We start from the raw sequence: 22,262 nt of genomic DNA on the forward strand, positions 1-22,262 counted from the left end.
ATGGCGATGGCCGGGGACAGCGTCAACAGGTTTTTTCCGGCCATTTCGCCAAAACGTCATTTTTTCCGCGTCGCACATCGAAACCGGGGCAGGCGCGCCAATCCGCGCAATTTTTCGACAGTCTCAGGCCGTGGCGATGTAATCCTTCAGCGCCACCGCTTCCTGCTCCGCCTCCTCGATCCGGCGCTTCACCAGGTCTCCGATCGAAACAAGGCCCACCAGGCGCCCCGAATCGAGCACGGGAAGGTGCCGAATCCGGCGATCCGTCATCAATTCCATCGCAGACGGGATCGAATCATCCGGCGAAATCGTGATCAGCGGGGCCGTCATCACCTCGCGCACGCGCAGCTGCAGGGCAGATGCCCCATGCGCGCACAGGCAACGTACGATGTCCCTTTCGGAAACGATCCCCACCGGCTCGTTCTGTTCGATCACCAGAAGCGCCCCGATTCGGCGCTGCACAAGCAGCGCCACCACATCCGCCACCGTCGAATCGGGCCCAAGGCTCACCACCTCCTGCCCCTTGCCCCTCAGAATGGACGAGATTGCCATCAAACACCCTCCTCCCACGCACTCCCTTCTTGAATGTCGCGCAATTGGGGCGAATTGGAAAGATATGAGTCAAACCAAGAGAGAGCAGCGAATCGCCCATGCCCGGCTTCGATTCGTCCGGCTGATGAAATTCGCCGCCGTTGCCAGCCTGGTCGTCACGGCGCTGGCTTTCCTGTGGTTCCGCCACACCGGCACACCAACGCCCCTGCCCTTCATCGGCGCCATCGCAGTCGCGGTCGTCGGTTCGCTGATGCTGACCGCGGCACTCATGGGCCTCGTCTTCTTCTCCTCGGCAAGCGGCGCAGACGAAGACGCCGATCGCCACGAAGACTGACGCAGACCAAACATCCCGAAGCGGGAACGCCCGCCTGCCCGGTGGGGGCAGGCGGGCGTTCCGCAAACTCCAGTTCGATTCGGCCAGCCAGAGGGCGCCACTGGCTCAGGCTCCCGTGACTCAGCCCTCGGCGGGTTCAGCCTCGGGTGTCTTGCGCGGACGTCCACGCCGACGCGGCTTCGGCGCCTCGGTCGTATCGGCCAGGTCGACCAGATCGGGCGCGGCTTCCGGCGCTTCGCGCACGGGCGCGCCGCCGAATGCGACCAGCGCCGCTTCGCCATCGCTCAGCGGCTGGGCAGCGGGTTCCGGCGCAAGCCGTTCGTCCCGCTCCTCACGGGGACGGTCCGCCCGCTCCTCGCGGGGGCGGTCGCCCCGACGGTCCTGCCACTTCTGCCGGCCCTCGCCCCGATCGCCCCTGTCTCCACGCTCTGCGCGTTCGGCCCGGTCGCCGCCGTCATTCCGCTCGCGATTCTCGAACCGCTGGCGCCGCTCGCCCCGCTCCTCGCGCTGGGCCGGCTGACGCTCACCGCCCTCGGCCTGCTCCTCGCCGCCCTCGGCCTGCGAATCATCGGCGTCGTTGCCGGCGCTGTCGTCCTCGAACGGATCGAACACCCCGCGACGCGCGCGCATCTCTTCCTGCCGGATCCGGCCGTCGTTCAAAACGCGGAAATAATGATCGGCATGCTGCAGATAATATTCCGTCGCCACCCGGTCGCCGGACTGGTGGGCGTCGCGGGCCAGCTGCTTGTACTTCTCCAGCAGCTGATGCGCATTGCCGCGCACCTTCACTTCCAGCCGGTTCGCACTCTGCCCGCCCGAAGCCATGCCCATCGGGCGCGGATTGTTGCTTCCGCCCCCGCCGCGCCGCCTGCGACCGCTCTGCCTGTTCTGCATGCCTGGGTGTCGTCCTTCCAATATGCAGCCGGCCCGGCGGCCAGATCGCTGCCGCCGCCCTGCCGGGGCAGCTTCCGCCAACAATGCCAAAGGGCCCCATGCCCATGCCATTCGGCCGGAATATGCCAGCTGCCGGACCATGCCGAACCGCACGGCGGATCCAGGTCCGCCAGTCGCCTGCCCTCTTCGCACCCGCTGCATCGCGGCCAGATCAGGCGATCCATTCGCCCGCCCAGAGGTTTGAGGGAGCAGGCCGGCCGGCTCTTTGCCCGGCTGCGCTGCCCCTTCTTCCTAGACGCTGCGATTCGCGCTGCCAAGCGAAAATCCGTGCAGCGCGGATGCAGCCGGGAATCAGCCCGCCCGGATCCGCAGCACCCGCGGTCGCCCGGTCAGATCATCCGCCAGCGAAGCCGCCATCCCCAGCCCCGCCGCCATTTCCACCAAAGCCGGGCCCTGCCCCAGCCCGAACTCGAACAGCGCCACCCCGCCCGGCGCCAGCAGGCGCGGCACCTCCGGCAGCAGCAGCCGGTAACAATCCAGCCCGTCCGGCCCGCCGAACAAGGCGCCGGCCGGCTCGTAATCGGCCACATCCGGCATCAGCTCCGCCGCATCCTCGATATAGGGCGGGTTGCACAGGATCAGGTCGAACCGTCCCTCGGCCTTCTCCACCCAGTTCGATGTGTGAAGCTCGACGCGATGATCCATGCCCAGCCGCATGGCATTCGCCATGGCCACGGCCAGCGCATCGAAACTGATGTCCAGCCCCACGCCACGCGCATCCGGCCATTCCGAAAGGGCCGCCAGCAGCAGCGCCCCCGAACCCGTGCCGATATCCAGGATACGCTGTGGCGGGTCGCCCCGAAACGCGGCCAGCGCCTCGCTGATCAGCGTCTCGCTGTCAGGGCGCGGAATCAGCGTCGCCCTGTTCACCAGCAGCGGAAGCGACCAGAATTCGCGCTCGCCCGTGATATAGGCCACGGGCTCATGCCGCAGCCGACGCGCCACCAGCAACGCATAGCGGACAGGCGATTCCACCAACCGGTCAAGGTCGCGCAGCAACTCCCAACGGTCCAGTTTCAGATGATGCGCCAGCAACACCTCGGCATCCAGCCGGTCGATCTGCCGGGCGGCCTCTCTCAGCAGATCGCGCGCCCGGATCGGGGCCTGCGCGGACGGGCCGGCCTCATATTCGTCCCGCTCGTCACGCATCCAGCGCCGCCAGCCGCTCCGCCTCATCCTCGGCGATCAGCGCGGTCACCAGCTCCTCCAGCCCGGAACCTTCCATGATCTCCGGCAGACGGTGCAGCGTCAGGTTGATTCGATGGTCCGTCACCCGCCCCTGCGGGTAATTATAGGTGCGGATCCGCTCGCTGCGGTCGCCCGAACCCACCATCGCCTTGCGATCCGCCGAACGGGCGCTCGCCAGCTTCTCCCGTTCCAGCTCATACAGCCGGCTTCGCAGCACCTTCATGGCCTTGGCCTTGTTCTTGTGCTGGCTCTTCTCGTCCTGCTGGCTCACCACCAGGCCGGTCGGCAGGTGGGTGATCCGCACCGCCGAATCGGTGGTGTTCACGCTCTGCCCGCCCGGGCCAGAGGATCGGAACACGTCGATGCGCAGATCCTTGTCGTCGATCTGCACGTCCACTTCCTCGGCTTCGGGCAGCACGGCAACCGTCGCGGCAGAGGTGTGGATCCGTCCCTGCGCCTCGGTCGCGGGAACGCGCTGCACCCGGTGCACGCCGCTTTCGAACTTCAGCCGCGCGAACACGCCCTCGCCGTTCACGCCCATCACCACTTCCTTGAAACCACCCAGTTCGGCCGGCGAAGTGCTGATCGTCTCCACCCGCCAGCCGCGCAGTTCGGCATAACGCTGATACATGCGCGCCAGGTCGCCCGCGAACAGCGCCGCCTCGTCCCCGCCGGTCCCGGCGCGGATTTCCAGGATCGCCGGCTTCGCATCCGCCGCATCCTTGGGCAGCAGCTTCAGCGCCAGGTTCCGCTCGGCCTCCGGCAGCTTCGCCTTCAGTTCCGGCAATTCCTCCACCGCCAGTGCGCGCATGTCCGCGTCCGCCGAGCTGTCGGCCGCCAGCGCCTCCAGCTCCGCCAGTTCCCGCCGCATCGCCAGCACCGCGCGCGCGGCTTCGGCAGCGGGCGTCAATTCGGCATAGTCCTTCGAAAGCGCCACGAACCGCGAAGGTTCCAGCGCCGGGTTCGACATCTCCGCCGAAAGCCCTTCATGGCGCTGGATCAGCTGCGCCAGCCGCTGGTCAGGCAGATGCACCATCAGCGCCCGGCCCGCAGCATCGCCGGCAGCGCGTCGCGCGCCACCGATTGCTGCTCGCCCGTCCGCATGTCCTTCACCGAAACAGCGCCGCTCGCGATCTCGTCGTCGCCCAGGATCAGCGCAAAGAGCGCGCCCGACTTCGCGGCCCGCTCCATCCGCTTCTTCATATTGCCGCGATAGGCCTGCTCGGCCGCCAGGCCTGCCGCGCGCAACTCCGCCAGCAATCCGGCCGCCATCGCCTCCGCCGCTTCGCCCATCGGCACCACGGCCACATCCACCGCATCCGCCACGGGCTCCTCGCACAGCATCATCAGCCGCTCGATGCCACCCGCCCAGCCAACGGCCGGCGTAGGCGGCCCACCCATGCTCTCGATCAGCCCGTCATAGCGCCCGCCGCCGATCACGGTGGCCTGCGAACCCAGCGCATCGCTCACGAACTCGAACGCCGTGTGCCGGTAATAGTCAAAGCCCCGAACCAGCCGCGCGTTCCGCTCGAACGCCACGCCACTCGCCTCGCAGCCCTTCCGCACCGCCTCGAAGAAGGTCCCCGCCTCACTGCTCATATAGGCATCGATGGGGGGCGCCGCCTCCACCAGCGGCCGGTCCTGCGCTTCCTTCGAATCCAGGATCCGCAGCGGATTCGTCTCCAGCCGCCGCAGGCTCTCCTCGCTCAGGGCATCCCGGTGCGCGGAAAAATGGCGAACAAGCCCCTCGCGCCAGCGCCCACGCGTCTCCGCATCGCCCAGCGTGTTCAGCTGCAAGGTCACGCCGCCGACGCCCAGTTCCTTCAGCAGCAGGTCCGCGAACGCGATCAGTTCCACGTCCGCCGCCGGTTCCGCCGATCCGATCACCTCGGCATCGATCTGGTGAAACTGCCGGTACCGCCCCTTCTGCGGCCGCTCGTAGCGGAACAGCGGCCCGTGCGTCATCAGCTTGCACGGCGCGAACTGCTGCCAGCCTTCCGAAATATAGGCCCGGCAGATCCCCGCCGTGAATTCCGGCCGCAGCGTCAGCGATTCCCCGTTGCGGTCCTCGAACGTGTACATTTCCTTCGAAACAACGTCCGTCGTCTCGCCCAGCGTCCGCGCGAACACCTGCGTGAATTCCACCACCGGCACCTGCACGCCGCGAAAGCCGAACCGGCGGCCTACGTCGCGAAACCGGTCCGTCACATGCTCGAACCGCGCCGCCTGTTCGCCGATGAAATCCTGCATCCCGCGAACGGGCTGCGCCTTGGCGGGCTTCGACATCTTCACTTCGATCTTCACCTCATCACTCATGGCCCGCGCGCCTAGCAGGCTGCGCCCGCCCGCGCAAAGCCCGCTCCGTTCACCATGCTGCGCCGCACCATCGTCTTGACGCCCCGCCCGCCCGGCTGGCATGTCCCCCTCATCTGCCCGATCAGGGGGCCAGGGACAGGAAGATCCGATGGGGCTGTATCGATCGCTGGTCGACAAGGCGATGGTCCGCCTCAATGCAAAGCGCGAATATGAAAGCGCCGAACTCCGCGCCTATTTCAAGCGCCATTACGATATCGAAGTCGGGCTCTATACCATCGGCCCGTTCGATCGCTGGCGCGTGCCGCCCGGCTCCCGCATCGGCCGTTACTGCTCCATCGCGCGCACCTCGCGCCTGCTGGATGCCGACCATCCCGTCGATGCGCTCGGCACCCACCCCTATTTCTACCTCAGCGAATTCGGCGTCGTCCCGCAGGATCAGCTGAAGCTGAAGCCGCCCGTCGTCGAAGACGGTGTCTGGATCGGCCACAACGCGATCGTCACGCCCGGCTGCAACCGCATCGGGCGTGGCGCCATCGTCGGCGCCGGCGCGGTGGTGATGCAGGATGTGCCGCCCTACGCCATCGTCACCGGCGCGCCCGCCAGGCTGGTGCGCTACCGCTTCGATCCCGATACCATCGCCGTGATCGAGGCGACCCGCTGGTGGGAACTGGATCGCGAAGGCCTCGCCGCCGCCGTGCGCGCGGCCCCCGATTTCGCCCTCCACCCCCGCCGCGCCACGGTGGAGGCTTTCATCCGGGGGCTGCCCGGCGTCACCCTGCCGCCCCCCGCTGCCCTGTCCGCGGCGGCGGATGCCCTGCCCGGCCTCGAAAAGGCTCCGCTCCTTGCGCTGCTGAAATCGGAAATCCCCGATCTCGCCGATTCGAACCTGTCCACGCCGTTCACGGATCTCGGGATCGACAGCTTCGGCCTCATCACCCTGCGCATCGCGGTGGAGCAGCTCTCGGGCCGCCAGATCCCCGACAGGATCTGGGGCGCGCTCGTCTCTCCGGCCGATCTCCTCGCGCTGGCCGATGGCGCGCCCCTCGCCGCCCCGGCCGCGCCGAAGGCCAGGCCCGCCCCTGCGCCACGCCCAGCCGCGCCGGTCGCCCGCCCCGGCAACCGCCCGGCCGCGGAATCCCGCCGCATCACCATCAACATGCCGCAGATGGCGATGCGCGGCCTTTCCGAATCCTGGCTGTTCAAGGAAATGGGCGATCTCCACTGGCACACGCTGTGCAAGGGGCTCGAAACACCCTCATCCGAAATCGCCGATTCCGAAGGCTGCCGGCTCTACGCCACCTTCACCCGCATCCGCCTCGAACTCGGCGTCCCCCTCACCGACTTCCGCGAGAATGAGGACATCCTCATCGATCTCGCCCCCAGCCGCTTCGGCGCGGGCATGTTCTTCGGAGAGGTGGAACTCAGCGGCGCCCGCGGGCAGGGCCACGCCACGCTGATGACAAGCTTCTCCAAGTTCGGGGAGGCCGGCTCCAACACCTCGTTGATGAAGGGCCAGCCCATCATCCCCGAAGGCTGCGCGATCCCCGGCCTCGCCGCCGCGCCGGATTTCGCCGCCGGCTATCGCACCCTGCGCGCCACGGATCTCCCGCCGGCCCTCTTCGAAACCGAATATGAAATGCTCCCCGTCCACGACATCAACGGGGTCGGCCTGCTCTACTTCGCCGCCTATCCGATGATCGCGGATCTGTGCGCCATGCGCCACCTGGGGCGCGATCTGCTCAGCGCCCATTCCACCACCCTCCGGGACATCTGCTATTTCGCCAACGCGATGCCGGATGAAACCCTCGTCTACCGCCTGCACGAGCTGGAGCGCGCGGCAGACAGGATCCGCCTGCGCGCCACCCTGTCCCGCAAGAGCGACGGCAAGACCATGGCGCTGATCGACACGGAAAAGACGAAGGTCGATCTGCCGCCGATCCGGTAAAGCCGGCGCCTAGCTGAGCGCGACCACCAGGACGAACAGGGCGATCCCCGCCAGCGCACTGATATTGGCCGAGCGCCGGAATGCCGGAACGCGCCAGGCCATCAGGAAGCCGGTGGCAAGCAGAAGGAACAGGGCGACGGCCAGCGCAGCCGCATAGACCTTGAACAACACCCCGCCCTTGGCTTTGTGCAGCTGGACGAAATTGCGATACCAGCTGGCCTCCTTCACCGTCAGCGTCGCGCGCAGCGGCTCCGCGGTGGGCTCCAGCACGACATCGCGCCGGGAACCGGTCCACTCCAGCTGGAACCCATCCCCCATGGATCGCACACGCGGCTTGCCGGTCGGTTCGGCAACGCCCAGCCGGGCAAGTTCCGTGCGCGCCAGCGCGACAAGCGCCGCCTCGTCCTTTTCCAGCGGCGCCGTCAGCGCCACGGGATGCGCCATGCTGTCAGAAGAACCGGTGATGCCCCAAGTGTACAGGCCGCCGGTCACCAGGAACATCAGCGCCACCGGAAACATGAAAGCTGCCAGCAACATGTGGATCTTGGTCAGGGTCATCCGCTTCAAGGAAGTCTCCAGTCTGTCAAATGCCGCAGGATTTCAGGACTCAACCGATAATTGCGAAAGCCGACAACCGCAAATGCCAGATGCAGCAGGCGCTCGCCCAAACCCCACCCGTGCAGATCGCGCGAAGGCAATTCGAGCCAGGCCGCTGCCAGCCAGCCCCACCTCCCCGGCTTCCAGCACCCCGAAGCGGACCGGGCATGAAAGCCAAAGGGAAATCTTAAGCACCATCAAATAACGGCGAAGCAAGGAGTCTGCTGCAAACTTGGCCCGATCAGGCGGCCCATCGGATCAAGCCATCGACACCGTATTCGCTCCACTCGACGAGGGAATTCCCTGTCCCCGGAATTCCATGATCCTCCTATTTTGCAACTGGCTTCCATAGGTGCCGGTTGCACGACTCCGGGATTATAGATGCGCCGTTCTGTGCGAGTTCCGACCGGCACGCAGATGCCGCCTGGATATAACGGTGCGGGCTTGGCACATGCGCTGGAAGCTGGCAGCGGTTCTCTTTCATCAGGCTCAAAGCCATGTTCGCCGATGCCATCGAATTGGCATCTTGCGCCGCGCGCCTTGCTGGTCCGGAGGAACTGAAATCGGCTAGGCCCTTCACCCAATTGTCGGCCATATCCTTGGAAGCGTTCTCATAGCTGTCCATCAGCGCAGCACAGCTTGCCTTGTCCTGCGCACGGGCGGGCCATGGCCCTGCGACCGAAAAGATAAGTGGGCAGCCAAGAATCGTTATAAACGCAATGGCTCGCATCGGCATTATCCAATCTCTCTGTTTACGGCATCAGATTCCAACCCAAGTCTTTGTCCAGATTGGATGGAAGGGCGAATGTGGATTTCACAGAGCAAGTTCTGACAGTTATCGAACGCGAGCTGACTGCCAAAGAAGTCGTGCTGCGGTATCAGCCGCCGTTGCGGGATCCATGCCTTTTGCAGCAGCAGATCGCGCTTCTGCGAGAATGTCGGGCAGCAATTCAAGGATCTTCAGGGATTTCACCCGATCCAGGCCAGCAGCAGACAGCAGGGGCGAAAGTGACAATGTAAGAAGCTGCGCATCAAACCCGCTCTCTGATGCGACTTCATCATCAAGCCATAGTTTGCTGAACAGAACTGGCATTTCGTTCTGCTGGATTCGACGGCTTCCGCTGAAAATGTTGGATACAGCCGAACTCGGCAGACCAAGCCACGCGCTAACGTCGCGATTGCGCAGTCGTCCCTCGGACTTGCGGCGAATTAGCTCGGCCAAAATCTCGTCATGAGTCCATACGAACGATCTGTGCCACCCGGCTTCTGCGCTGTCCGCTATGGAAATTCCGGGGACAGTACAGTTATTTCCAGCACGTCAAACGGGCTTCCGCAATCCGGGGACGCCGTGCCGATTTGAAGGCAATAAGGATCCAGCCAGAACAATCCCGGACGACCGCATCCCCACAGCCGGGCTCCGCTTGGCCGGCAGCCGCCCCCAGAAAAGCGCAGCGGATTCAGAGCTATCCGAAATTATGAAACAATATCAAATGAATGGCGGAGCGGGAGTGTGCCGAACAAATGCGCCTAAAGTGCTGATTCATCGGCCTTTGCCGAAGTCATTTGAGAAGTGCCCCCTCACCCGCCCCCTCACTTGGCGCAAGTAACCGGAAGCAGTGTCTCGCGCGGCTGGCATCGCGAATCGTGCCTGCAGCCTCCCGTGGGTTGCACCATTGACGGCGCGGGTCCTTCTGGCGCGATCAATCGGGGGGATACGGTGGAGAACCGCGAACTTTCGGCGAGCCGCATTCTGCCCGGGGCATTTCGACTTGACGTTGGAGAGCCGCAGCCCCCCTTGAATGCGATGACGTTTCCGAAGGAATGGCGCGACTGACCGTTTTGGAGATGAGCGGCGCGGAACCGAGACGACAAGGCGATCCAGAATTTCTCGATGAACTTGGCGGATGATCGAACGCTCGCTAGGCCTAGCCTCGTGTTTGCGAGGAGTTTTGGCGCCATATGGATATCCCGGCCTACTTGAGCGAGATCCGCGCCCTGCACGCCAGCGGCCAATCAACGGAGCACAGTTTTAGGCCGGCACTGGCGAAGTTGTTTTCGTCGATTGATGCTGCAATCTCGGTAATCAACGAGCCCAAGCACATTACAGATGTCGGCGCGCCGGATTTCGTGTTCCAGCGTGACAATGTCGCCATCGGCTGGTGCGAAGCGAAGGACATCGGGAAGGACATCCGCAAGTTCGCGGCAAACGATTACAGCAAGGCGCAGAAGGAGCGTTACAAGAAGGGCCTGCCCAATCTGATCTACACCAACGGCCTGGATTTCGAGTTCATCCGTGATGGCGAGGTGGTGGACTTCGTCACGATTGCCGATCTGATCCCGACAATGCCCGCGCGGCCGGCAGCGTTCGCAACCCTCCAAGCTCGCCTGTCGGAATTTGCCAGCGTAACGCCGCTATCGGTCACGTCCTCAAGGCAGCTTGCGAAGCTGATGGCGGGCAAGGCCGCGCTCATCAAGGACATCATGGGCAACGCCCTGCTGGCGGACCTGAAAGCGAAGGAAGCAACAGGCAGCGCCACCGATCTGATCGGCCAGTATGAGGCATTTCGCGCCAATCTGATTGGCGACATCACCGTGGCCGATTTTGCGGACATCTATGCCGAAACCATTGCCTACGGCCTGTTCGCCGCGCGCCTTCATGATGCAAGCCCGCAATCCTTCAGCCGGGCCGAGGCCTTGGAGCTGCTGCCCAAATCCAATCCGTTTCTCCGTGAGCTTTTCATCTACATCGCCGGGCCGAACCTTGATGAACGCCTGCGCCGTGTGATCGATGATCTATGCGCCGTGTTCCGCGCCACCAATATGGGCGAGGTGCTCAAGCACTTTGGAAAGGTCACTGCCCGCCAGGACCCGTTCCTGCATTTCTACGAGGACTTCCTGGCCGAATATAACCCGGCCAAGCGCAAGGCGCGGGGGGTCTGGTATACGCCCGAACCCGTGGTGAATTTCATCGTTCGCGCGGTGGATGAGGTGCTGAAGACCGAATTCGGCCTGCCTGACGGTTTGGCCGATACCAGCCGCATTTCGATTGATTGGGATACCGGGCAGAACGATCCCAAGACCGGCAAGCCCGCGACTATCAGGAAGGACGTTCACCGCGTCCAGATTCTGGACCCGGCGACCGGCACGGGCACCTTCCTTGCCGAGGTGGTGAAGCTTGTCGCCGATCGGGTGAAGGGCATCGCGCCGGGGCAGTGGTCGCACTATGTGGAGCGCGACCTGATCCCGCGCATCCACGGCTTCGAGCTGCTGATGGCGAGCTATGCCATGTGCCACATGAAGCTCGACATGATCCTGACGGGTCTGGGATACAAGCCGAGCGGCAACCCGCCCCGGCTGGGGGTCTATCTCACCAATTCGCTGGAGGAAGGCGAGCGGGTCGATCAAACCCTGTTCGGCCTGTCCCGCGCCATTGCCGAGGAAGCCAAGGCGGCGAGCGACATCAAGCGCCAGACCCCGATCATGTGTGTGATCGGCAACCCGCCTTATGCGGGCGAGAGCGCGAACAAGGGGCCTTGGATCATGGGCCTGATGGATGATTACAAGCAGGAGCCCGGCGGCAAGAAGCGCCTGCAAGAGCGCAACCCCAAGTGGATCAATGACGATTACGTCAAGTTTATCCGCCTAGCTCAGCACATGATCGACCAGAACGGCGAGGGCGTGCTGGGGTTCATCACCAATCACGGATACCTCGACAATCCCACCTTCCGGGGGATGCGCTGGCACCTGATGAACAGCTTTGATCGGATTTACGTGCTCGACCTGCACGGAAATTCGAAAAAAAAGGAGGTCGCCCCGGACGGTTCGGCAGATAAGAACGTGTTCGACATCATGCAGGGCGTCGCGATCATTATCGCTGTCAAGCACAAGCGCGATGGCAAGCAGGCCAAGCCCTTGGCCGAGGTGCATCATGGCGACCTTTGGGGCGGGCGTGAGGGCAAATATCGTGCTTTATGGGATGGGACAGCCGAGAGCCTAAGCCCTCGTGTCTTGCAACATAAAGCCCCGCATTACCCTTACGTCGTCCGGGATTATGCCGTTCAAGCCGCCTACGAAGCTGGTTTTTCCGTAGCCAATCTGATGCCGGTGAATTCGGTCGGCATCGTTACCGCGCGTGACGCGCTTTCTATCGACAAAAGCAAAGATGCGCTTTGGCAACGGGTGCAGGATTTTCAAACCCTCGATGCCGAAGCGCTGCGTGAGAAATATGCGCTAGGGAAAGATGTAAGGGATTGGACGGTCGCCTTTGCCAAGGCAGATGTTGCGGCCAACTTTGGGCAAGAGCATTTGGTGCGTATTGCCTATCGCCCATTTGATACTCGCTGGACGTATTATACCGGGAACTCACGGGGGTTCCTCTGCTACCCGCGAGCAGAGGTCATGACCCATTTGCAATTAGGCCCGAATATCGCGTGCATGATTTGCAGGCAGACTATTCAAGATAAATGGCATCACGTGATGGCCTTTGAAAACGCCATTGACGACAGCTGTGTATCAAATCTTTCAAGAGAGAGGGGTTACGCTATGCCCCTCTACCTATACCCAGGCGAACAAGGCCTAGACCAGTCGGTCCGCGTCAATTTCGATCCCAAGCTCTACGCGAAAATCCGCGCGGCGGCCGGCCTCACCGGCAAGGCGGCTGCGCCCGATAGCGCCATGGTGACAAGCGGCGCGTTCCGCACGGCAACCGGCGATGCGCGGCCCGATGAGGTGAAGGTGTTCGATTACATCTACGGCGTGCTCCACTGCCCCGCCTACCGCGAAACCTACGCCGAATTCCTCAAGATCGATTTCCCGCGCGTGCCCTTCCCGCCCTCTCCGCAAGTGTTCCGCACCATCAGCGAACAGGGCGAAGCGCTGCGCCGCCTGCACCTGATGGAGGATGCCGCCGTCGGCCCCGCGCCCTATGCCTTCCACGGCGGGGGTGACAGCGTGGTGGACAAGCCCCGCTTCGAACCCCAGCCGGACGGCACCGGGCGCGTCTACATCAATGGCAAGGGCGATGAAGGCCAATACTTCGAAGGCGTGCCAGCCGTATCCTGGGGCTTCCCGATCGGCGGATACCAGCCCGCTCAGAAATGGCTCAAAGATCGCAAGGGCCGCACGCTGAGCTGGGACGACATCCGTCACTACCAGAAGATCATCAAGATCCTGGCCGAGACTGATCGCCTAATGCGTCAGATCGAAATGCCGATCCTTGCGGCTCAATGATCGGCGGCTGACCTCTCCCGGCTTTGATGGCATATTGCTGGCGGGGATAGGCTGGCCGGCCGACAAGCGTTCCTCCCGCGAATGCTTCCCCAGCGACTCAAAGGCCACAATTCTGAGGCGCCTATGGGCACAATCCAACTTGCGGCAACGCCCGGAAACTTGTAGGACGTTGCCTAAATAGTGGGTTCGTGCGTCTGGGACGCAAAGCCTGCGAAAAATACTCAAGCCGCTCAACCGTTTAGTCGGTGGGCGGCTTTGCTGTTTCTGAGCGCCCTCGGGTGCCCCCTTTGAACCTAATTCGCGCTCTCTGATGCGGCACCTGGTATGCCCTTCGGAGCGCTGAATCGCGCCCGCAGTCCGCGGCGTGAAATCGACGGGCCTGCCCGTCTCCCTCCAGAAAGGAAGCGCAATGCGTGATGGGCTACCCGGGTCTTCCGGTGCCGGAATGAAGCCGCTTGGGGTCTCGATCGTAGAGTCGGGCCGACTGCTAGGAGTGGGTCGCAATTCGATCTACCGGTTGCTGCGAGAGGGGAGGTTGACCTCGTTCCATTGCGGGGCGCGGCGACTGGTGACGCTTTCGTCGATCGAAAAGCTCGCATCCGCTGCCGCCGGCAAGGAGGGCTGACCGATGCGCGAGAAAAACGAAAGCGCCGGCGGGATCCAGCCGCCGGCGCCTCGAATCGCTGCTGAGCTTGCCGCTCTCGACACTGATACCGGCCCGAAATGGATGTGGGAAGGGCCAGGCGGCCCGGTATCGCTGGCGCAAATTCTGTCGGCCCGGCATGTGCTGGTGCAGATCTCGGCAAGCTCTGAAGTGCGGCGCTTCACAGGCCAGGACGCAAAGGCGGCTGTTGCGCTTGTGGCGGCTGGTGATCGGGGCGTTGCCCCGGACGATGCCATCGGGTGGACTGCACAGCTGGGAAGCCCAGTCCGCGACCTTCGGCGAGTGCTTGGAGATGGCGTGATCGAGACCTTTCGGCCGCGCGGAGAGCGATCCCGGTATCGATTGGCCGCCCCTGTGCGCCTGCTGAAGGTGTCGGCCCGATGAGCGGCAGCGACCGGCTTCTGTTCGACCTCGAGCGGCGCGGCGGCGAAAGGCTCCGGCTTGTCGTTTCCCGTTTCCGGGGCCGCCCGGTCATTGGCCTCCGCAACTGGTGGACGGATGACGCCGGAGTCCTCCGTCCGGGTAAGTCGGGAGTGAGTATCCCGGCCGCCGCCGTCGCGGAACTTTGCGATGCTCTCAGGGAGGCCGCCAGGTTGGCGGATAGCGCGTGAGGGCCGCGAACCCGAGGAAGGGAGGGGAGGGCCGGCAACGGCTCTCCCTGAGGCCCTAGTGGCTGGCCGCAAGCGGAGGCGGTCTGGGCCGCCCCACTTCCAGATCCCCCACTATCTGTTCGACAGCCCGGCTTATCGATCTTTGGGGCTATGTGCCCGAGCCTTGCTCTCGGAGATCTGCCGACGCTTCAATGGCAGCAACAACGGCCGGATCGGGCTTGGACAGCGCGAGGCCACAGAGGCGCTGGGACTCAAGAAACGCGCGACAGTCGCCGCAGCCTTCCGCGAGCTTGAAGCAAAAGGCTTTATCGTGATGATGCGAGCGGGCGCCTTTTCCTGCAAGCTGCGCCAGGCATCCGAATGGTATCTGACGTGGCATCCACCTGCAGCGGGTATCGCGACCCAATCGGAAAAGGGCTTCATGCGCTGGAAGCCGCCGGCCGACTGAGCATTTTTGACGGGATACCCGCAGTATCCGCGCGGGACACCCCAGGTATCCACTCCTTTCCTGAAAATAGCCTCACGGGACACCCTCGGTTTCCTGTCATGTCCATTTTCGGCACATGAACGGGATACCATAGGTAGACACATATATATCTAGCCATAGGCTTGCGCGCGGGCGTTGCGAGCAAGTCGCTTCCAGAGGCAGTTCGAGATCGAAATATGCTCAACTTGAATGGGGCGCGCGCGTGGATTTGTTCCGCGCGGCCGGGCCTTTTTGTGTCCAGCGCTCAGGTGGCGCGCCGGCGTGGGGGTGACGCATCAATTGCGCACGCTCGACATAACGGGCCGATCCCTCCTCGATGTTTTCGCGGGCGATCTTCGCCTGCGGCATCAGTTCGATAATGCAATGGACATAGACCACGGCGACAAACAGGAAGATGGCCGCCACGATCCCAAGAGGGACGGCCCATAGCAGCCAGGGATCATCCCAGACCTTCGCGAAGGCCACCAGCGCGGCGACGGGGATAATGAACCCCCACAGGAATGCGCGTCCGAACAGAAGGCCCATCATCCCTCTCCTGCAGAGCGCCAGCGCAGAAATCGCGGCTGGCGCAGATTGCCATTCATGGTGCGTTCCATCGCGCTGACTTCGGCCGCGATTTTGCCACTTGATACCAAGGCTGCGCGGTCCGCACCTTCTCCCTTTTTACAATCACCTGCGCGCCGGGCCGCCGTGACTCGACCCCGCATTGGAACAATCCCCTTGTGAGGCCGCATTGGCAATATGAGCGCTGTCAGTGCAGGCTATCCGGGCGTCCTCTACCAAACAGGCGCCCGTCTCTCCGCCATCCGCATTTTATCCTCCCGCTCTGGGTTGATGAAACTCAGCGCGCCGTTGCCCGCAGATTGATGACCTTCCCTGTCGCACTGCCCACCAAGAAGGCGGCCCACGCCTCCATGAGCTTGCGGCGCTTCTCCAGCATTGTGGAGCGCGCATAGGCGGCCTCTGTCTTGTCGCCCTTCATGTGGGCAAGCGCGGCCTCTGCCAGATCGGAGGGGAAATTGGTGGCATCGCTCACCCAGTCCCGGAAGCTCGACCGGAAGCCGTGGGGATCATAGTCCAGATCCATCCGCCTGAGCGCCATCTTCAACGTCATGTCGCTCATAGGTAGCTTGAGGCTCCGGCCCGGGAAGACGAGCTCGGAAGCCGCCACCCGCTGCGCCAGCCGGGCTTCCAGTAGTTCGATTGCACGCGACGGAAGGGGCACTGTGTGTGGGCGCCCAGATTTCATGCGGCTGGCCGGAACCTCCCAGAGTTTCGCTTCCCAGTCGATCTCAGCCCACGTCATACCCCGAACCTCGCCGCTTCGGGCGGCCGTCAGGATGAGGAACTCCAAGGCTTCCCGGACAAGCTGGGAGCCATCCTCGCCAGCGTGCAAGCGATTGATGAAGGTCGGCACCTGCTTCCAGGGCATAGCCGCATGATGCTCGATCGTCCGAGGCTGCTTGGGCAGGCTCAGAGCCTTCGCACTGAGAAGGGGTAGCCCGTCCCGGTAGCCGCTCGCCACGGCCCAAGTCAGGACCTCAACAACGCGCTGATGCACGCGTCGCGCCGTTTCAGGTTTCGCCGTCCAGATCGGCACAAGAAGTGCGCGAACGTCGGCCGCCGTGACCAGATCCACACTACGGCTCCCGATGAACGGGACGGCATAGGTTTGAAGGGTGGCGAGCCACTGCTTCGAGTGCTTTCCGTTGCGCCAGGTCGGCAGCTTCTCAGCGTGCAGGCGTTCGGCAGCCTTCGAGAATGTGGGAAGGGATGCGCGGCGCAGCTCCTCGAGCTTTGCAGCGGCCTTCTCGGCTACGGGATCCACGCCTTCAATCTTCACCTTCCGGCAAAGCGCGGTTGCGGCTTCCCGGGCTTCGGAGAGAGAGACGGCCGGATAGCCGCCCAGGCCGAACTCTCGCCTTTTCCCGTGACGCTGGACCCGCACAATCCAGGACTTGCCGCCTTTCGGCCCGACAAGCAGGAACAGGCCGGCGCCGTCCGAGTAGCGGCCGGGCTCCTTGATCGACTCAACACGCTTGAAGGTAAGTGAGGGCATCCCGCGTTCCTCCTGGCGTTCACCCCCTCACTTGCCCCCTCACAAACTGGCCGGAAGGTGAGGAACGAGGGGAAACGTCAGTGAACATATGCGGAAGCTAAGTGCTTGTGAAGACTCCGGCTTTCAAGACAACTGCGGACGCCTGAAAACGCGCACAAATCAGAAAATGGCGGAGCGGGAGGGATTCGAACCCTCGATAGGCTTTTGACCTATACACACTTTCCAGGCGTGCGCCTTCGACCACTCGGCCACCGCTCCGCGCTCTGGAAGCGGGGGCCCTAGCAGGGGGCCCCCCGGTTGACAAGGCGGGGTTGCGCGGCTTTCCCTGCCCGCCATGCCACACACCGTCGCGACCCTCATCGCCCAGGCCCTCTCGGCCGCAGGGATCACCCATGCCTTCGCGGTGCCGGGTGAATCCTACCTCCCCCTGCTCGATGCCATGCGCGATGTGGATGTCCGCCTCGTCACCTGCCGGCACGAAGCGGCCGCGGCCAACATGGCCGAAGCCGCCGCGAAACTCACGGGCTTCCCCGGCGTCGCCATGGTCACGCGCGGGCCCGGCGCCACCCATGCCGCCATCGGCCTGCACACCGCCCAGCAGGATTCCACCCCCCTTCTCCTCCTCGTGGGGCAGGTCGGCGATGATATGATCGGCCGCGAAGCCTTCCAGGAAATGGATTACGCCCGCGTCTTCGGCAGCATCGCCAAGCAGGTGGTCACGCTGCGCGATCCCGCGCGCGTCGCCGAACAGATGGCCTCGGCGCTCGCCACCACCCTGTCCGGCCGGCCGGGCCCGGTGGTGGTGGTCCTCCCGGATGACAGGCTCGCGCTGGAAGCAACAGGCGAAGCGTGCGCGCCCGCACCCCTGGCGCCGCCCGCGCCGTCCCCGCAGGCCCTGTCGGCCATCGGCGCCATGCTCGATGCCGCCGAACGGCCCATCCTGATGCTGGGCGGCCCGCAGTGGAGCGTGGAGGACAGCGCTGCCGCCGAAGCCGTCGCCGCCCGTCTCGGCCTGCCCGTCGTCACCAGCTGGCGCCGAAAGGACCGGTTCGACAATACCCACCCCCATTATGCGGGCGAACTGGGCCTTGGCGCGAACCCGGCACTGGTTCAGGCGGTGAAATCGGCGGATCTGCTGCTGGTCGTCGGCGCGCGCCTCACCGAAAACGCCACGCAGGGCTACACGCTGATCGATCAGGAATTCGCCACACGCGCGCTGGTGCATGTCTGCACCGATGCCGAAGCGCTGCGCCGCACCTGGCAGCCCCGCCTGGCGGTTCAGGCGCATGCGGGGCAGATGCTGCGGGCGCTCGCCACCCTGCCGCCGCGCGAACGGCCGGATTGGGTGGCGCACATGGGCGCGCTGCACCGGGCCTGGGCAAGCCCCACACAGGTTCAGGCCGGGGTGAACCCGGCGGCCGTGATCCGCACCCTGTCCGAAACACTGCCGGCCGATACCATCTACTGCAACGGCGCGGGGAATTTCGCCGCCTGGCTGCACCGCTTCCACCTGCACCGCCGGCCGCTCACGCAACTGGCCCCCACCTCGGGCGCGATGGGCTATGGCGTGCCGGCCGGCATCGCCGCTTCCCTGCTGTTTCCCGAACGGCAGGTCGTGGTGGTCGCGGGCGATGGCGATTTCCTGATGTCCGCCCAGGAACTGGCCACGGTGGCCCACGAAGGCGCAACCCCCCTGTTCGTGGTGATGGATAACGGCCAGTTCGGCACCATCCGCATGCACCAGGCGCGGGATTATCCCGGCCGCCCGTCCGCCACGCGGCTGACGAACCCGGATTTCGCCACCTTCGCCTGGAGCTTCGGCCTGCACGGCGAAACCGTGCGCGAAACGGGCGAATTCGCCGCCGCGCTGGAACGCTGCCGGGGCAAAGCCGCCCTCATCCATGTGCTGCTCGATCCGGACGAGATCGCGCCCGGCCGGCGGCTGGCCGAAGGGCAATGAACCTCTCCGCCGCCGAACGGGCCGCGCTCGCCGCCATCGATCCGGCCGCGATGCTGGCGCAGGTGGAAACATGGTGCGCGCTCAACAGCGGCAGCCGCAACCTCGAAGGGCTCGCCGCAACCGCCGCCCTCCTCTCGCAGGCGTTCGCACCGCTGGGGGATGTCCGCCTGATCGATCCGGCCGATGCCAGCCAGATGCTGCCCTCCGGCCAGGTCGCCCCGCTTGCCCATGGACGCAACCTCCACCTCGTCGTCCGCCCGCAGGCGCCCACCCGCGTCCTGCTGACGGGCCATTACGACACCGTCTTCCCCGCCGATCACCCCTTCCAGAAACTGGCCTGGCGCGAACCCGGCATCCTGAACGGCCCCGGCGTCGCAGACATGAAGGGCGGCATCGCCGTCATGCTCGCCGCGCTCACCGCCTTCGAAGCAAGCCCCTGTGCGGCGGATCTCGGCTATGAAGTCGTCCTCAATTCCGATGAGGAAGTCTCCTCCCCCGGCTCCGCCCCGCTGCTGGCAGAGGCCGCGCGCCGCGTCGATGCCGGGCTCACCTTCGAACCCGCCCTGCCCGATGGCACGCTGGCCGGCGCCCGCCCCGGCAGCGGCAATTTCGCCATCCACATCGCGGGCCGCGCCGCCCATGCGGGCCGCGAACCGGAAAAGGGCCGCAATGCCGTCGTCGCCGCCGCTGATCTCGCCCTGCGGCTCGCCGCCCTCGTCGCGCCCGATCTGAAGGTCAATGTCGCGAAGATCGAAGGCGGCGGCCCCAACAATGTCGTGCCGGATAACGCAGTCCTCCGCGTCAACATGCGCCCCGCCACGCCCCGGGCCGAAGCCCGTGCCCGCGCGGCGCTTGATGCCGCCATCGCCACCGTCGCCGCCGCCCACGATGTCGCCGCCCACCGCCACGGCGATTTCGCCCGCCCGCCCAAGCCGCTGGATGCCAACCAGCTCCGCCTGTTCGAACTGGTGAAATCCGTCGGCGCGGATCTCGACCTTCCCATCGGCTGGCGGGATGCCGGCGGCGTCTGCGACGGCAACAACCTCGCCGCCACCGGCCTCGCCGTGGTCGATACGCTGGGCGTCCGCGGCGGTGCGATCCACTCGGCGGATGAATATCTGATCGTCGAAAGCCTGGGGGAACGCGCCCGCCTCGCCGCCCTGCTGCTCATGCGCATCGCACAGGCCGGCTTCCGCCGCGCCGCCTAGCGCTGCAGCTGCGCCGCCATCTCTTCCCAGGCCGCGCGGATCTCCCCCACCGATCCCAGCGCCTCGCCAAGCCCATCGGCCCGGCCGTCCATCAACCGCCGCCGCAGCAGCGCATAGATGCGGTTCAGCGCCTCGGCCACACTGCCGCCGCGCGCCAGATCCAGCGTCATGTCCAGCCCGTCCACAATGGCCAGCGCCCGCTCCGTCGCCCGCAATCGCCTGACACTGTTGCCGAACCGCGCCGCCTCATGCGCCTCGCGCAGCAGCGCTTCCAGCCGCTGGTACAGCATCGCCACCAGCTGGTGGGGGGAGGCCCCCGCCACCCGCGCGTCCAGCGCGATCCGGCCATAGCTCTGCAGCGCCGCGCCGGCAGGCGCCGTCGGGGCAGGGCGGGCAAGCGTGTCCAGCATAAGTCACTCCTCGTCAGTCGTTCGAATTGTCAGTCGTTCGAGTTCGTCCACAGCGCGATCTGCTGCTCCAGATAGGTCATCAGCGACTTCGATTGCCCCACGGCCACGTCCAGCCGGCTGAACTGCCGCGTGTAAGTGTCCGTCAGCCGTTCCATCCGCTCGCCCAGCGCCATCCGCTCCTTCGCGATCGCCGCAGAGGCCCGCGCCAGTGCGGTCGGCTGGCCGCTTTCCCCGTCCACCGCCACCTTGAACATCGCCGCCATCTGCCGCAGCGGCCCCGCCGGCGTGTCGGCCGTCGCCCGGGCATTCAGCGCCTGGATCAGCGCCTCCACGGCCTCAGGCCGGGTCGCCACCGCCGCCGCCAGCTTCGACTCGTCCACGCCGAAGGCCCCCGTGCGATCCACCGTCAGCCCCAGATTGGCCAGCCGCGCCGCCCCGTCGCCCGCCACCAGCGCCCGGGTGCTCAGGCTGCCCAGCATCTGCAGCACCCGCCGCGTTGTGCTGTCCGCCGCAAGCGCGCCAGCGGATGCCACGCCACGGCCCGCCCCGGCCGAAAGCTCACGTCCGAATCCCACCAGCTGGTTCAGCGTCTCGGCCACATCGCGCACCGCCTGCGAAAGCTCGGCCGTGTCGCGCGCCGCCTCGATCGTCACCAACTGGCCCGGTGCGGCCCTTTTCAGCGTCAGCGTCGCGCCGGGCAGCAGGTCGCTGATGTTGTTGCTGCCGCGCCTCAGCTCCAGCCCGTCCACCGCGACCACCGCATCGGCTGCCGCCTGCGTCCGCGAAAGCCCGCCCGCCCCCACGCCGAAAGCAAAGGCGGCCAGCGCTTGATCGCCCGCCGCCTCGATCAGGAACCCCTGCGCCGCCCCGCTGGCCCCTTTGATCTGCAGGCGCGCGCCCGCCGAATCGGTCAGAATCCGCGCCTCGATGGCAACACCCGCGCTCGCGGCCGCATCGTTGATCGCATCGCGCAGGCCGCTCAGCGAATCCCGGTCCGGGCCGATCGTCACCACAAGATCGGCCGCCACGCCGGCCTCGAACCCGGTCGCCGCGTCGCCACCTTCAACCGTGCCGAAGCGGAACGTCAGCTGCCCCTGCCCGATCGCCGCCGCCGCATCCGCAAGGGGCGCAGATGACAGCGCCTGCCCCTGCGCCAGCGCCCGCACCTCGATCTGCTGGCGCGGCAGCGCCGCGCCGGATGCAAAGCGCAGGCCCAGCACCGACATGTCCGAAACGGTCGCGATCGCAGACAGCGCGCCCGACTGCAGCCGGCTGTCCAGCGCCGAAACCACCCCGTCCAGCCCGCTTCGGAACTGCGCCAGGGCGGATATCCGCGCGTCCACCTTCGCCTGCCGCTCGTCCAGCAGCTTCACGCGCGGGTCGCGCTCGGCCGCGACAAGCGCTTCCGTCAGCGCCTTCACGTCGATCCCGGAACCGGCATTCAGCGTCTGGATCACATTGGTCATGCAGGGAAAACGGCGGCCGGGCGCAGGGCTTTAACCCTGTTCCCCTTGCCGTGGGCCGCGGCGACTGCTAGCGGAACCCCACAGGCATGTTGGCCTGGAAGCCGGGGCGGGACCGCTGGGACTCGCAGACCGCCCGACGGCTTCCGGTTTGATGCCGTCCGGGCAGCGGTGCCAGTTTCGGCCGCCGGCTGCTTTCCCGGGCAGACCGTCGGGGTGGAATGCAGGCGAACAGAATCAGAATCAAAGTCGCAGGACGGATGGGCCCGGCCCCTTCCGCCGCAG

At 65.4% G+C, this 22,262-nt stretch carries 21 protein-coding genes and 1 tRNA gene; 9 read left to right on the forward strand and 13 right to left on the reverse strand.

Features of this window, described 5'->3' with window-relative positions:
• Positions 1-123: 123 nt before the first annotated feature.
• The gene (locus ACW9TV_RS02520; RefSeq protein WP_494304285.1) at positions 124-552 is read right to left on the reverse strand and encodes a CBS domain-containing protein; all 429 of its coding nucleotides are present in this window, start codon (positions 550-552) and stop codon (positions 124-126) included.
• A 64-nt stretch (positions 553-616) separates the two neighbouring features.
• On the opposite strand from ACW9TV_RS02520, the gene ACW9TV_RS02525 reads away from it, so the two are divergent.
• The gene (locus ACW9TV_RS02525) at positions 617-886 is read left to right on the forward strand and encodes a hypothetical protein (RefSeq protein ID WP_494304286.1); all 270 of its coding nucleotides are present in this window, start codon (positions 617-619) and stop codon (positions 884-886) included.
• Positions 887-1,006: 120 nt separating this feature from the next.
• Here the strand turns inward: ACW9TV_RS02525 and ACW9TV_RS02530 are convergent, their stop codons facing one another.
• The 4 genes from ACW9TV_RS02530 to hisS form a co-directional block, all read right to left on the reverse strand.
• Positions 1,007-1,780, reverse strand: coding sequence for a DUF4167 domain-containing protein (locus tag ACW9TV_RS02530; RefSeq protein ID WP_494304287.1), 774 nt, complete (start codon positions 1,778-1,780; stop codon positions 1,007-1,009).
• Between the two features lie 351 nt (positions 1,781-2,131).
• Positions 2,132-2,989: a peptide chain release factor N(5)-glutamine methyltransferase gene (gene prmC, locus ACW9TV_RS02535; RefSeq protein ID WP_494304288.1), complete on the reverse strand. Its 858-nt coding sequence runs from the start codon at positions 2,987-2,989 to the stop codon at positions 2,132-2,134.
• Positions 2,982-4,064, reverse strand: coding sequence for a peptide chain release factor 1 (gene prfA / locus ACW9TV_RS02540; protein WP_494304289.1), 1,083 nt, complete (start codon positions 4,062-4,064; stop codon positions 2,982-2,984). The genes prmC and prfA overlap by 8 nt, the downstream gene beginning before the upstream one ends.
• Positions 4,064-5,314 (reverse strand): histidine--tRNA ligase, encoded by a 1,251-nt coding sequence (gene hisS, locus ACW9TV_RS02545; RefSeq protein WP_494305021.1) that lies wholly within the window; start codon positions 5,312-5,314, stop codon positions 4,064-4,066. The genes prfA and hisS overlap by 1 nt, the downstream gene beginning before the upstream one ends.
• A gap of 178 nt (positions 5,315-5,492) precedes the next feature.
• Between hisS and ACW9TV_RS02550 the strand changes: the two genes are divergently transcribed.
• A complete protein-coding gene (locus tag ACW9TV_RS02550) occupies positions 5,493-7,289 on the forward strand; it encodes an LnmK family bifunctional acyltransferase/decarboxylase (RefSeq protein ID WP_494304290.1) in 1,797 nt (598 codons plus the stop codon).
• Between the two features lie 9 nt (positions 7,290-7,298).
• Here ACW9TV_RS02550 and ACW9TV_RS02555 read toward each other — a convergent pair whose 3' ends face one another.
• The 3 genes from ACW9TV_RS02555 to ACW9TV_RS02565 all read right to left on the reverse strand — a co-directional run bounded on the left by ACW9TV_RS02555 (position 7,299) and on the right by ACW9TV_RS02565 (position 8,979).
• Positions 7,299-7,847 carry a hypothetical protein gene (locus ACW9TV_RS02555; protein WP_494305022.1) on the reverse strand — a complete coding sequence of 183 codons (549 nt, stop codon included), beginning with the start codon at positions 7,845-7,847 and terminating at the stop codon, positions 7,299-7,301.
• Between the two features lie 367 nt (positions 7,848-8,214).
• Complete coding sequence (locus ACW9TV_RS02560; RefSeq protein ID WP_494304291.1) at positions 8,215-8,622, reverse strand: hypothetical protein; 408 nt, start codon at positions 8,620-8,622, stop codon at positions 8,215-8,217.
• Between the two features lie 99 nt (positions 8,623-8,721).
• Positions 8,722-8,979 (reverse strand): hypothetical protein, encoded by a 258-nt coding sequence (locus ACW9TV_RS02565; RefSeq protein WP_494304292.1) that lies wholly within the window; start codon positions 8,977-8,979, stop codon positions 8,722-8,724.
• Positions 8,980-9,845: 866 nt separating this feature from the next.
• On the opposite strand from ACW9TV_RS02565, the gene ACW9TV_RS02570 reads away from it, so the two are divergent.
• The 5 genes from ACW9TV_RS02570 to ACW9TV_RS02590 all read left to right on the forward strand — a co-directional run bounded on the left by ACW9TV_RS02570 (position 9,846) and on the right by ACW9TV_RS02590 (position 14,838).
• A complete protein-coding gene (locus ACW9TV_RS02570) occupies positions 9,846-13,115 on the forward strand; it encodes a type ISP restriction/modification enzyme (RefSeq protein ID WP_494304293.1) in 3,270 nt (1,089 codons plus the stop codon).
• 493 nt (positions 13,116-13,608) lie between these two features.
• Positions 13,609-13,740, forward strand: coding sequence for a hypothetical protein (locus ACW9TV_RS02575; protein ID WP_494304294.1), 132 nt, complete (start codon positions 13,609-13,611; stop codon positions 13,738-13,740).
• A 3-nt stretch (positions 13,741-13,743) separates the two neighbouring features.
• Complete coding sequence (locus ACW9TV_RS02580; protein ID WP_494304295.1) at positions 13,744-14,163, forward strand: hypothetical protein; 420 nt, start codon at positions 13,744-13,746, stop codon at positions 14,161-14,163.
• Complete coding sequence (locus tag ACW9TV_RS02585) at positions 14,160-14,390, forward strand: transcriptional coactivator p15/PC4 family protein (RefSeq protein WP_494304296.1); 231 nt, start codon at positions 14,160-14,162, stop codon at positions 14,388-14,390. Before ACW9TV_RS02580 ends, ACW9TV_RS02585 begins: the two co-directional genes overlap by 4 nt.
• A 163-nt stretch (positions 14,391-14,553) precedes the next feature.
• Positions 14,554-14,838, forward strand: coding sequence for a hypothetical protein (locus ACW9TV_RS02590; RefSeq protein WP_494304297.1), 285 nt, complete (start codon positions 14,554-14,556; stop codon positions 14,836-14,838).
• Positions 14,839-15,057: 219 nt separating this feature from the next.
• On the opposite strand, the gene ACW9TV_RS02595 is transcribed toward ACW9TV_RS02590, so the two are convergent.
• The 3 genes from ACW9TV_RS02595 to ACW9TV_RS02605 form a co-directional block, all read right to left on the reverse strand.
• Complete coding sequence (locus ACW9TV_RS02595) at positions 15,058-15,402, reverse strand: hypothetical protein (RefSeq protein ID WP_494304298.1); 345 nt, start codon at positions 15,400-15,402, stop codon at positions 15,058-15,060.
• A gap of 316 nt (positions 15,403-15,718) precedes the next feature.
• Positions 15,719-16,936, reverse strand: a complete 1,218-nt coding sequence (locus ACW9TV_RS02600; RefSeq protein WP_494304299.1) for a tyrosine-type recombinase/integrase — start codon at positions 16,934-16,936, stop codon at positions 15,719-15,721.
• A gap of 167 nt (positions 16,937-17,103) precedes the next feature.
• A tRNA-Ser gene (locus ACW9TV_RS02605) sits at positions 17,104-17,194 on the reverse strand.
• Positions 17,195-17,270: 76 nt separating this feature from the next.
• On the opposite strand from ACW9TV_RS02605, the gene ACW9TV_RS02610 reads away from it, so the two are divergent.
• On the forward strand, positions 17,271-18,896 hold the full coding sequence (locus ACW9TV_RS02610; RefSeq protein WP_494304300.1) for a thiamine pyrophosphate-binding protein: 1,626 nt from the start codon (positions 17,271-17,273) through the stop codon (positions 18,894-18,896).
• A complete protein-coding gene (locus ACW9TV_RS02615; protein WP_494304301.1) occupies positions 18,893-20,104 on the forward strand; it encodes a hydrolase in 1,212 nt (403 codons plus the stop codon). The genes ACW9TV_RS02610 and ACW9TV_RS02615 overlap by 4 nt, the downstream gene beginning before the upstream one ends.
• Here the strand turns inward: ACW9TV_RS02615 and ACW9TV_RS02620 are convergent.
• Together ACW9TV_RS02620 and fliD are read right to left on the reverse strand one after the other, a co-directional pair.
• Positions 20,101-20,514 carry a flagellar export chaperone FliS gene (locus tag ACW9TV_RS02620; protein ID WP_494304302.1) on the reverse strand — a complete coding sequence of 138 codons (414 nt, stop codon included), beginning with the start codon at positions 20,512-20,514 and terminating at the stop codon, positions 20,101-20,103. The genes ACW9TV_RS02615 and ACW9TV_RS02620 overlap by 4 nt on opposite strands.
• Before the next feature lie 29 nt (positions 20,515-20,543).
• Positions 20,544-21,980 (reverse strand): flagellar filament capping protein FliD, encoded by a 1,437-nt coding sequence (gene fliD / locus ACW9TV_RS02625; protein WP_494304303.1) that lies wholly within the window; start codon positions 21,978-21,980, stop codon positions 20,544-20,546.
• Positions 21,981-22,262 lie beyond the last annotated feature (282 nt).

The sequence above is a fragment of the Sandaracinobacter sp. T42 genome, assembly GCF_059115405.1.